At 68.9% G+C, this 11,232-nt stretch carries 8 protein-coding genes and 1 pseudogene; 5 read left to right on the plus strand and 4 right to left on the minus strand.

Features of this window, described 5'->3' with window-relative positions:
• Positions 1-31: 31 nt before the first annotated feature.
• From EV192_RS10130 to EV192_RS10145, 4 genes are all read left to right on the plus strand, one after another.
• A complete protein-coding gene (locus EV192_RS10130) occupies positions 32-619 on the plus strand; it encodes an O-methyltransferase (RefSeq protein WP_132113725.1) in 588 nt (195 codons plus the stop codon).
• Positions 609-1,892, plus strand: coding sequence for an MFS transporter (locus EV192_RS10135; protein ID WP_132113727.1), 1,284 nt, complete (start codon positions 609-611; stop codon positions 1,890-1,892). The genes EV192_RS10130 and EV192_RS10135 overlap by 11 nt, the downstream gene beginning before the upstream one ends.
• Positions 1,893-1,975: 83 nt before the next feature.
• Positions 1,976-2,785: a PDZ domain-containing protein gene (locus tag EV192_RS10140; RefSeq protein WP_165960327.1), complete on the plus strand. Its 810-nt coding sequence runs from the start codon at positions 1,976-1,978 to the stop codon at positions 2,783-2,785.
• A complete protein-coding gene (locus EV192_RS10145) occupies positions 2,782-4,992 on the plus strand; it encodes a RiPP maturation radical SAM C-methyltransferase (protein ID WP_132113731.1) in 2,211 nt (736 codons plus the stop codon). The genes EV192_RS10140 and EV192_RS10145 overlap by 4 nt, the downstream gene beginning before the upstream one ends.
• Here EV192_RS10145 and EV192_RS10150 read toward each other — a convergent pair.
• From EV192_RS10150 to EV192_RS57125, 3 genes and pseudogenes are all read right to left on the minus strand, one after another.
• A complete protein-coding gene (locus EV192_RS10150; RefSeq protein ID WP_132113733.1) occupies positions 4,961-5,995 on the minus strand; it encodes a helix-turn-helix domain-containing protein in 1,035 nt (344 codons plus the stop codon). The genes EV192_RS10145 and EV192_RS10150 overlap by 32 nt on opposite strands.
• 272 nt (positions 5,996-6,267) lie before the next feature.
• Entirely contained in the window at positions 6,268-6,738 is a 471-nt protein-coding gene (locus EV192_RS55625; protein ID WP_243726754.1) for a zinc-binding dehydrogenase, read from the minus strand.
• Between the two features lie 193 nt (positions 6,739-6,931).
• Positions 6,932-7,516: pseudogene (locus EV192_RS57125) on the minus strand (alcohol dehydrogenase catalytic domain-containing protein); the annotation flags it as partial.
• On the opposite strand from EV192_RS57125, the gene EV192_RS10160 reads away from it, so the two are divergent.
• Positions 7,446-9,431 (plus strand): S8 family peptidase, encoded by a 1,986-nt coding sequence (locus tag EV192_RS10160; RefSeq protein ID WP_132113735.1) that lies wholly within the window; start codon positions 7,446-7,448, stop codon positions 9,429-9,431. The pseudogene EV192_RS57125 and the gene EV192_RS10160 sit on opposite strands and share 71 nt — an antisense overlap.
• A gap of 61 nt (positions 9,432-9,492) precedes the next feature.
• Here EV192_RS10160 and EV192_RS10165 read toward each other — a convergent pair whose 3' ends face one another.
• The gene (locus EV192_RS10165; RefSeq protein ID WP_132113737.1) at positions 9,493-11,034 is read right to left on the minus strand and encodes a B12-binding domain-containing radical SAM protein; all 1,542 of its coding nucleotides are present in this window, start codon (positions 11,032-11,034) and stop codon (positions 9,493-9,495) included.
• Between the last annotated feature and the right edge of the window lie 198 nt (positions 11,035-11,232).

Genomic DNA, 11,232 nt, shown 5'->3' on the forward strand with positions numbered 1-11,232 from the left:
GAAACCCACCGGGAGCACTGAGGAGCACGAGATGATGAACGACCAGCCCCAGGAGATTCCTCCGCTCGTCGCCGAAGCGATCGCGCTGTCGGAGGCCAACGACGACCCCATGGCCAGCAGCCTGCGCACCGGGGGCCTGCTCCGTACCCTCGCGGCGACCAAGCCCGGCGGCCTGCTGCTCGAACTGGGAACGGGTTTCGCCGTGGGCAGCGCCTGGCTGGCGTCCGGGATGGACGCCAACGCCCGGCTGATCACGTTGGAGATCGACGAGGAGGCAGCCGAGGCCAGCCGCCGGCTGCTGGCCAAGGACGACCGGGTGGAGGTCATCCAGACCGACGCCACCGTCTGGCTTGAGGAATACGCCGGGCCCCGGTTCGACCTCGTCTTCGTCGACACGACAGTGATCAAGTTCCTGCGGCGCGACCTGCTGATACCGCGGCTGGCCCCAGGGGCGGTCTGGGTGTCGGACGACCTCACCCCGCAGCCCAAGTGGAACCCGACGCACGCCGAGAAAGTCGAGCGGTTCCTCGGCGAGATCGGGCACGAGAAGGATCTTCTGGTCACGCTGCTGGACTGGGACTCGGGACTGATGATCGCCAGCCGCCGAAATGACCACTAGCGGCCAGGCCGACGGGGACACCTCGGCCGTCGAGAAGCGCAACGTCAACCGCATGTGGGTCGCGGCCGCGGCGGCCAACGTGTCGGACGGGCTCGCCACCACGGCGATGCCGTTGCTGGTCGTCAGCGTGAGCCGGGAGCCGTTGGCCCTGTCGACGCTGAACGCGCTGTGGTTCCTGCCATGGCTGCTGCTCGGCGTGGTCGTCGGCGCCCTGATGGATCGCTGGGACCGGAGACTGGCGATGGTGCGGGCGGCGGCCGTGCGGGCCGTGCTGGTGGGGTTGCTCGCGGTGGCGATCGCGTTCGGCCACGGCAGCCTTGCCTTGCTCTATCCGATCGTCTTCGTCTTCGGCTCGGCGGAGATCGTCTACGACATCGCCAACCGGGTGCTGTTGCCGTCGCTGATCCCGCCGGGACGGCTCGAAGTGGTGAACAGCTGGCTGGTCTCGACCGAGAACGTGGGCCAGTCGTTCGTCGGGCCGCTCCTGGCCGGCGTGCTGTTCGCGGTGACGGAGTCGTTGCCGTTCGCGGTGATCGCCGTGCTGTTGCTGGTGGCGGCCGTCGCTCCCTGGACGATCCGGGGCGACTTCCGGCCACGGCCCGCCGAAGGGGCGGCCCGGCCGTCGATCCGCCGGGAGATCGCCGAGGGCATGCGGTGGTTGTTCGCCCACCGGCTGCTTCGGCACATCGCGGTCATGGTGGGCGTCCTCGGGTTCCTCGGCGCGGGTGTGCTCGCCCTGCTGGTCCTCTACGCGCGCGAGAACCTTGGGCTGAGCAGCCGGATGACGGGTGTGTTCCTGGCCGCCGGCGCGGTTGGCGGTGTGCTGGGCAGCCTGGTCGCCCCCAAGGTCCGCCAAGCCCTCGGCACCGGGCTCGCGCTGACGCTGGCGGTGATCGTCATGGGCGTCGCGACAATGGGATTCGCCGGGACCGACCAGCCGGTCATCGCCATGGTCCTGTTCGGCGTCACCGGAATCGGATCACTGGTCTGGAACATCATCACGCTGGCGCTGCGCCAGGCCCTGATCCCTGACGAGATCCTCGGCCGGGTCTTCACCTCCTACCGCCTGCTGGCGTACGGCTCGGTGCCGCTCGGGGCGACCGCCGCCGGCCTGGTCGCCACGTGGACCAGCCTGGACACCGTCTTCCTGCTGGCGGGCGTGCTCCAGCTGGTGCTCATCGCGGGCTATTTCCGGCTCCTGATGGTGGCGGGCCGCGAATACGAAGCCACCCTCCGGACGGACGAGGCCGAAAACGCGAGCCCACCGGGATGACCGTTCGAGAACCGTTGAAAGGACAGGGGAGCCGAATGGCGGACCTTCATCCGTGGCCACGGCCATGCCGGACGATCGACTTCATGCAACACGTCCGGGCCAGTACCGAACGGGTGTGGCAGGCGCTGACCACCGAGTCGGAACTGCGGTCGTGGCTGGGCGCGACCCACGCCGACATGCCGCAGACCGCCGGCGAGCCCTTCACGTTGGAATGGGTCACTCAGGGCCGGGTGAGCGGCGAGACGACGCACGGCTACTACGGACACGTGCACTCGGTGATCCCGGAACGGCTGCTGGCGTTGGACTTCAAGTTGCGGTTCGCGGACCGCATGACCCAGTTCTCCGTGCAGCTTCATCCCTCGTTCATGGCGTACGGCTTCGACCGGGGAGCCGAGTGCGACATCTGGATCACCCATTCGGGCTTTCCCACCGAGGGCACGGGCTTGTTCGAGTACGACGGGTTGCTGCTGCACTGGCGCCAGTCGGTGGACGACCTCGTCGCGGCGTTGGAGGACCGGCCGGCCAGGCGGCGTCCCTACGCCATCGCCGGCATGGAGTTCGTTGGCGGCGCCCAGGACCAGGGCGTGCTGGTGGCCGACGTGGTGGTCGACGGCCCTGCGGACAAGGCCGGTATCCGGCCGCGTGACGTCCTCCTGGCTATCGACGGCAAGCGACTGCACGCCGTCGACGATTTCCACGACTGGATCGCCGTGCAGCGCCACGGGGACAGCGGGACGTTCGAGGTCGCCGGCCGGGGCGAGATCGTCCTCACCGTGGAGAGCGTCGAGGTGGCACTGGCGCGGTTCCGGGTCCTGCAGGGCGACCGTTGGGAAGCTCCCGACGGCACCATCCTCAAGGAACCAGCCGAGCAGGAAGGCAGGGTCGCGCCATGAGCCGGGGTTCGGATCTTCGCAGGCTCCTGGTGGGCGTGCTGACCGACGCCGAACTGAGGGCGGCGCTGCTGGACGAGGGGGTGACCGCCGCCGAGCGCTGGGGGTTGCGGCTGTCGGACGCGCAGCGAGCCGGCCTGGACCGCAATATCGACGCGCTGCGGCGGAATCCGCTCGGCTGGGAGCACCTGGTCGACCGGGACGTGCCCGCGAACCTCTCGCTGGCCGCGGCCAAGGCGAAGGCTGACGCGTCGACGCCGGTGGCTTTCGTGGTCATGCCCTACGCCGAGGTGCGGTGGCCGGCCCTCGGCGTGTCCCTGCTGCAGGCGGCACTGCGGCGGACCGGGCTGGACAGCGACGTCGTCTACGTGAATGTCGACTGGGCGGACACCATCGGCCACCCGCTCTACGACCGGGTCGGCGTCAGCTCGCCGACGACTTCGCTGTCCGGCGAGTGGATCTTCGCCGATCTGGTCAACGAGCCCGCCGGCATCGGGGCGATCGAGGACTACGTCAACGACGTGCTGCTGGGCGACCACGCCAGCTACTTCAAGTTCAACCTCATGTTCCGGATGGGCGAACTGCGGGCACTCAGCGGTCCCTTCATCCAACGGCTGGCCGATGATCCGGTGTGGGCCCGCTACCAGGTCGTCGCCTTCACGACCACGTTCCAGCAGAACGCCGCCTCACTGGCGCTGGCCCGCGGCCTCAAGAAGGCCCACCCCGGGCTGACCGTCGTCTTCGGCGGCGCCAACTGCGAGGGGACCATGGGCGAGTCCCTGCTGCGCAACTACCCGGAGCTCGACTTCGTGTTCCAGGGCGAGGCCGAGGAGCGGTTCCCGCGGTTCGTGGCCGACCTTGTCGCGGGGCGCCGGGACTTCGTCGCGACCGACCCGACGTGGAAATCGGCCTCGAAGCGCCTGCCCGACGGCCGCGCGCTCATCCGCTGCCAGCCCGTCGCCAACATCGAAGACGTGCCCATGCCCAGCTACGGTGACTACTTCGCCAGGCTCGCGGCGACCGACGAACTCGCGGGTACGTCCCTGGTGAGCACGGCGGCCATCCCCTTCGAGACCTCCCGCGGCTGTTGGTGGGGCGAGAAGCACCACTGCACCTTCTGCGGCCTCAACGGCCAGACGATGAGTTTCCGCAGCAAGGACCCCGACCGGGCGCTCGACGAGCTGCGCGGCCTGGTATCGACCTATGGCGATCCCGCCGGCACACCCCAGATCCTGGTGGTGGACAACATCCTGGACTACCGCTACCTGGACACGTTCATCCCGCGGCTGGCCGAGTCCGAGCTCGATGTCGCCCTGCACTACGAGGTCAAGGCCAACCTGCGGCACGATCAGCTGGTGCGGCTGGCCGGGGCCGGCGTCCGGCATCTGCAGCCGGGCATCGAGTCGCTCAACGACCGGGTGCTCGGGCTGATGCGGAAGGGAACGACCCGGCTGCGCAACATCCAGCTGCTCAAGTGGTGCATGGAGACCGGCATCGCGCCGTTCTGGAACTACCTGCACGGGTTCCCCGGCGAACAGGACAGCGACTACCTGGATCTCCCGGAGCTGTGCGGCCTGCTGACCCACCTGCGGCCGCCCGACGGCGTGGGCCCGGCCCGGGCCGACCGCTTCAGCCCGTTCTTCGTGACCCCGAGGGAGCTCGGCATCCGCGAACTATTGCGCGAGAAGGCTTACGACACTGTCTACGCCGATCTCACCCCGGCGGACCGAACCGACATCGCCTACCATTTCAAGATCGTCTCCGAGACGCCGTTGGCGAGCAAGGCGGCGGTGGCCGCCTTGACCCGGGCGATCGACTGGTGGCGCGCGGTTCACCCGTCGTCGACGCTCACCGCCCGGTGGGAGGTCGACCACGTGGTGGTGCTGGACGGTCGCACGGTGAGTCCCGCCGAGGACGGCGCCCCGGCCCGTCGCATCGACCTGACCCCGGTGCAGAGCGCGGTGCTGCTGGCCATCGACAAGGTACGAGGCGGCAACGCGGTGGTACGTGACGTGCGGCGGAGGATGCCAGGTGCCGACGCCGAGTCCGCTCTCGCCGCGCTCATGGACTGGCAACTGGCCATCCGGGACGGTGACAACTACCTGGGTCTCCCCGTACTGGACCGGACCAGCGGGCTACCGGGTACGGAGCAGGAGGAGGAGCGGGAAACCCGGCGGATCAACGTGCCACTACACGTCGTGTCGAGCTAGCCCGCCGAGCGGTGCACCCCCAGGCTTCGAAGATGTGCAGCAGGGCCGTGCCGCGAGCGCTGCGGTGAACGAGTACCCGTTGACCGTCGCGCTCGCGCACCACCAGTCCGGTGCGTTCCAGCGCTTTGAGGTGGTGGCTGATCGCGGACGGGGTGAACAGCAGTTCGTCGGCCAGTCCGCCGGCGCACACGGGCCGGTCCAGACGACGCAGGATGTCCGCTCTCGGGGCGCCGAGCAGCTCGTCCAGGGAGGTGGCATGGGGGTGCGGGCCGTTCCCCTCGATCAGCCGGTGCGCGCCGGGCAGCGGATAGCCGAGGTAGTGGACCCGATCCCGGTCGGTTCCCACCAGCGAACCGCCGGGACCGACGACCATCGGCGCCAGGACCAGATCGGGCGCGAGCGCGGTGGGTGAATACCCGGGTCGATTCAGTCCGTCACCCGAGATTCGGTAGTCCGGATACAGTCGCGCGAGCTGCTCCCCCAGGGAGCCCCACGCCAGGGCGGCCGCCATCCGCTCGGCCTCGCGTTCAAGGAGCGGCGCGGCGCGTTCCCACCAAGGCTGGACGCATTCCCAGGCCAATCCCAGTGCGAGAAGGTAGGCGTCCAGCCAACGGTCCGGCGCCTCGGCCGCGACCGACCAGGCCGACCCACGGAATTCCGCCGCTTCGAGTTCGGCCATCAGATCGTCGGATGACACCGCGGCCACCTGATCGAGTTCGTCGGCGAAGGCCGGGAACGGCGCTTCGGGGCGAGGCATCAGACAGTCGGGGATGAACGGCGGGCCATCCGGGCCGCACACCGGTGCCAGGGCACCGGTGGCGATGTCGCATGTCCGGAAAGCGGTCCGCAGCCTGGTCAACCACTGCGACGGCGACCCTTTGCGGCGGCCGAACGTCTCGAAGACGAGTTCAGTGACGGTCGCCAGTGGCATGGCCGCGACGCGGGCCTGCTGACCGGCGGCCGCCAGGAGTCCCAAGCCCTTGATGTCCACGCCTGTCAGCAAGGTGCCCCCCTTTTTTGTCCATCAGCAAGGTGCCCCCTTTTTTTGTCCGATCGAAAGATCGACTCATCCGCCCCAACAGACACCCGCGTTTGTTCGCAAGATCTGGTGATGAATCTCCGCAAAGTCACCCATTCTTAAACGACTTGCAAAAGCTGGATCGCACTAATCGAGCAATCCGCCATACTTTTGGAGCTTACATCGAGCGTCAATCCCAGCGGCGGGCCACCGGGCCAATTGGAATGAATGGCATGGAATCCCGATCAATATGTCGGTCATGCGATGAGCACCAGCTTGCCGGGAGCGTGCCCGGCGAGGCCGACCTCGTGGGCCTTCGCGGCTTCGGCGAGCGGGAAGGTGGTGTCGACGATGACGCGCAGGGCGCCGGATCCGACGCGGTCGACGAGTTCACCGCGGGCGGCGGCGCGGACCTCGGTGCCCGCGTCCTGCCCGGGGCCGTAGCCGAGTAGCTTGATGCCGGCCGTGGCGCGGCGCGGCGACCCGGCGATCGAGGCGATGCGGGTGCGGTCGGCCACCAGCTCCAGCGAGACGTCGAGCGCCTCGTCCGTACCGGCGAAGTCGACCGCGGCGCTGACGCCCTGCGGCGCGGCGGCGCGCACCCGGTCGGCGAGCCCAGGGCCGTAGACGACCGGGGTGGCGCCGAGTTCGCGCAGCAACGCGTGGTTGCGCTCGGCGGCGGTGGCGATCACCGTCGCCCCCGCGGCGACGGCCAGCTGCACGCCCATCAGGCCGACCCCCGCCGGCCCCGCCGTGGACGAGCAGCGTGTCGCCGGGACCCACACCGGCGGCGTGCAGCGCATGGACCGCGGTGGTGCCGGTCAGCATCATCGACCCGGCCTCGGCCCAGCCGAGCCCGGCGGGCTTGGGGAGGATCGAGGTGGCCGGGGCCGTGACGTAGTCGGCGTAAGCGGCCGTCACGGGGTACACGATGACCTCGGCACCGATCCGCACACCCGTTACGTCCGCACCAACCTCGGTGACGACACCCGCGCACTCCAGGCCGAGCGACGGCATCGAGGCGGCGATCCCGGCGGCGTCCTTGTGGTCGTCGTCCACGGCGTGGAAAGCCCCGCTGTAGAGCTTCCAATCGATCGGGTTGACCCCCGCGGCCCGAACCTCGACGACCACGCCGTCGGCGGCCGCGTGCGGCGTGGGCACGTCCGTCAGGGTGAGCACATCGGGCGTGCCGTAGGCGGTCGGTCGCACGATCCTGGGCATGACTGGACTCCTGTCTCGGTGATGGTGGGAGGACTCCCAACAGCCAGTATTGATCCGTTCGGGCTTGATTCCCAGTGCATAGTTGGTAAGGAGTACTTGCGTCAAATGCAAGAGTGGCGTCCGTGCCGTCGACGCGCCTGTCGGCCGTCGCATTCCCTGTGTCCGCACTATCTTTCGCAGTATCAGAAGCTTCGACCGAGGGGAACTGAAGCGAATGTCCCTCCTACTTCGTCGTGCTCGCCGGGCCTTCGTCGGCACCACCGCCTTGGCCCTCGTGCTCGGCATGGCCGCCGCGCTCCCGGCGGCCGCCCAGCCCGGAGACACGGCCGCGCCGCTGCTCGCGGCCGGATCACCGCACGTGGTTCCCGGGCGCTACCTTGTCGTGCTCAAACGCCCGGACCAGGGCCTGTCGCCGTCGGCGACGCCTGACGCCCTGACCAGAACGAGGTCCACCGCAAGCGCCAACGGCGGCAGCGTGCGCCGGGACTTCACCGCCGCCCTGCGCGGCTTCTCCGCGGACCTGCCACCAGCGGCTCTCGACGCGCTCCGCCGTGACCCGGCGGTCGCGTACGTGGAAGCCGACCAGATCCACCAGCAGCCGGTGCGGGCGAGCAGCCAACTGGCCCAGGCGAACCCGCCGTGGCACCTGGACCGGATCGACCAGCACACCCTGCCCCTGGACCAGTCCTACAACCCGCCCAACGACGCGGCCGGTGTCAACGTGTACGTCCTCGACAGCGGTGTGCGCGCCACCCACACGGAGTTCGAAGGCCGTGCGACCGGCGTGTTCACGGCCATCAACGACGGCAACGGCACCAACGACTGCGCCGACCACGGCACGTTCGTCTCCAGTCACATCGCGGGCAGGACGTTCGGCGCGGCCAAGAAAGCCGCCATCAAGATGGTGCGCATCCTGCACTGCGACAACACGGCGTCGACCGAGGAGATCGTGGCCGGGATGAACTGGGCCGCCGCCAACGTCCCGGCGCACTCGGTGGTCAACATGAGCATCGAGAGCGGCGGCGGCCTGTCCGACCAGGCGCTCGACGACGCGGCGGCCGCGATGATCGACCACGGGCTGCTGCTGGTCCTGATCACCGGGAACTTCGACAAGGGCGACTGCATGAACTCCCCGAAGGACCCCCGCGCCATCACCATGGCGGCGACCACGATCGGCGACTCCCGCAACACCGGGCCGTTTCCGTCCAGCTACGGCCCATGTGTCACCGCGTTCGCCCCAGGCGCGGACGTGACCGGCGCGGGCAAGGACAGCGACACCACCGTCCTCACCGGGTTCTACGGCACCTCGTTCGCGGCGCCACTGGCCACCGCGACGGTCGCCATGGCGTTGAAGAACAACCCCACCCTGACTTTGGCGCAGGCCAAGGATCTCATCGTCAGCACCGCCACCACGAACGTCCTGACGAACATCGGCGCCGGTTCGCCGAACCGCCTGCTGTTCGCCGGAACCAGCGGCACACCCAGCCAGAACCCCGTGGTCACCAACCCGGGCAACCAGACGTCGACGGCCGGCACCCCGGTCACACTGGCCATCCGGGCGACCGATCCGCAGAGCGACCCGCTCACGTACACCGCGACCGGACTGCCCGCCGGCCTGACCATCAACGCCGGCACCGGCGTGATCTCCGGCGCCCCCACCACGGCCGGCGTCTCGACGGTCACCGTCACCGCCAAGGACCCCGGTGGCAACACCGGTTCCGCGTCGTTCAGCTGGAAAGTCACCGCGGCCACCGGATGCACCCCGGCCCAACTCGTTGGCAACGGCGGCTTCGAGTCCGGCACCACGCCATGGACGGGCGACACGCACACCATCGGGCAGTTCGGCCAGGCACACAACGGCACCCGCGTGGCGTCACTCGACGGCTACGGTCACGCCGCCACCGAGCGGGTCGCGCAAACCGTCACCATCCCCGCGGGCTGCTCCGCCACGCTCACGTACTTCCTGCACATCGACACCGCCGAGACCGGCACCACCGCGTTCGACCGGATGACCGTGAAACTGGGCGGCACCACCCTGTCCACCTTCAGCAACCTGGACGCCAAGCCCGGCTACACCGCTCGGACCGCCAACGTGTCCGGCTTCGCCGGACGCACGGTCGCACTGGAGTTCAGCGGCACCGAGGACAGCGCGCTGCAGACCAGCTTCACCCTCGACGACATCGCCATCACCACCAGCTGACGGCCATCGGCGTTCCGGCACCGCGGCCACGGTGCCGGAACCGCCGTCGACGTTGTCGCCGCTACCGCTTCTCGATGGTGAGTGGAAGGGGCTGAACGGCGGCGGGAGACAGGTCGGGTGTCCGATCGGCCGGTGACAGCAGTTCCGCGTAGCGGCCGAGCATGCGCTCGCCGATGTGTTGGTAGAACCCCGGCAGGGCGTTGGTGCGGCCTTCGTGGAACGCCAGGAACCGGGCGTCTGACCGCAGCATGCCCAGGATGCCCTGGAAGCTTTTGATGTCAGCGCGGAAGCTCGCCGTGCGGGCCCGGTGCACGTATCCGACAAGGCGGTTGGACGTGGTCCGCACGCGCCGACGCAGCATGCTGGGCGATGAGGCGTGCGCGTAGAGCTGGATGAGCTTCTCGTAGTAGGTGACCGGGTCGTAGTGCTTGATCGTGGTCACCAGATAGGGCGCGTAGTAGAAGTTGAACGGCATGGCGGACAGGATCCGCCCGCTGGCGGCGAGTTCGTCGTGCAGCGGGGTGCCACCGAACGGCACCGGGATGTTGATCGTCGGGAAGGCGAAGGGAGCCAGGTCCATGAACCGCTTGGTCAACTCGACCGGCTGGTCGCCTTGGTCGGTGTCCAGCCCGAACATGAAGTTCGCCTGCAGGTACGGCACGTTCTCGGCCAACTGCGCGAAATGCTGGGCCACCCGGTCGACCTTCGCCACGCCGCCGGTACGACCCACACCGGCCTTGTTCGAGTAGTCCGTCCACGACTCGACGCCTGGCGCGACCATCGCGCAGTTGGTGTCCTTCAGCCGCCGCAGCCGGTCACCGCGCAGGACGGTGAGCGAGCTTTCGATGATGTACGGCGGCCGCTCGCCCGGCGGCTGGGCTTCCAACGTCTCGAAGACCTGGTCGAACTTCACCGCGAAGTTCGGGTCGTGGAACACGATCAGCCGGCCCGGCAGGTGCCGGGCGAGGTAGCGCAGGTCGGCACCGAGCCGGTCGGTCGACAACGGCCGGTAGGTGCTGTTCCAGTCGATGCAGAAGTCACACCGGTAGGGACAGCCCATGCTCGCGAGCATCGGCACCGCCGACAGCAGCAGCGGCTTGCGTCCCCAGAAGAAGGCCGAGGAGCGGATCTCAGGCATCCGTTCCTCGACAGTCGGCACGTCGTCGAACGGTTGGCTGGCCGAGATCACGGCCCCGGGATCGAACTGCCCGGCCAGGATGTCGGCGACCAACGCCGGGTCACATTCCCGCACGACCAGGTCGAAGAACCGCAGACAGTCCACGGGGAACGCCTTGGCGTGCGGACCGCCGATCACCGTGCGGACACCGGCCCGGCGGTAGAGCTTCGCCAGCGCGTAGGCGAGGTGGCTGACCTGCGTGTAGCAGGAGATGAACACCACGTCCAAGTCGGTCGGCAGCAGGCGGTGTGGCTGGCCGAGGCCGTAATAGGTGGCGTAGAACGTCTTGTGCCCCATCCGGCGGCACCAGACCGAGATAGCCTGCGGGGTGATGCTGGCGTACTGCTTGGTGATCAGCGACTGGTAACCCACGTCCACCAGCCGTCGGGCCGGCGGACCCAGAAGGTCGAGGATTCCCACTCTCACCACGTGCCCCCTTGGGCGATCGGCCGCGACTCGAACTGACAACGACGTCACCAGGGTCTGGGGCAAACGTGGCGATCACCAGGGAGTGTACCTCGCCCGCTCGGTGCCGCACGGCCCTCGCTCAGTTTCACCCCTACCGAGATGGCGGGGGTGCCTGATTCGGCGCACGACGCCGGCGCCCCGTGACGCTGCGGGTCC

Origin of the sequence: Actinocrispum wychmicini (genome assembly GCF_004345645.1) — a bacterium.
In the GTDB taxonomy this organism is placed as follows: Bacteria; Actinomycetota; Actinomycetes; order Mycobacteriales; family Pseudonocardiaceae; genus Kibdelosporangium; species Kibdelosporangium wychmicini.

Excerpts from the sequence above, each read along its gene's own strand:
- EV192_RS55625 (WP_243726754.1), bottom strand. The coding sequence starts at position 6,738 with ATGGGCGTGCAGCTGGCCGTCGCCGCGGGGGCGACGGTGATCGCCACC.
- EV192_RS10160 (WP_132113735.1), top strand. The coding sequence starts at position 7,446 with ATGTCCCTCCTACTTCGTCGTGCTCGCCGGGCCTTCGTCGGCACCACC.
- EV192_RS10140 (WP_165960327.1), top strand. The coding sequence starts at position 1,976 with ATGCAACACGTCCGGGCCAGTACCGAACGGGTGTGGCAGGCGCTGACC.
- EV192_RS10145 (WP_132113731.1), top strand. The coding sequence starts at position 2,782 with ATGAGCCGGGGTTCGGATCTTCGCAGGCTCCTGGTGGGCGTGCTGACC.
- EV192_RS10135 (WP_132113727.1), top strand. The coding sequence starts at position 609 with ATGACCACTAGCGGCCAGGCCGACGGGGACACCTCGGCCGTCGAGAAG.
- EV192_RS10130 (WP_132113725.1), top strand. The coding sequence starts at position 32 with ATGATGAACGACCAGCCCCAGGAGATTCCTCCGCTCGTCGCCGAAGCG.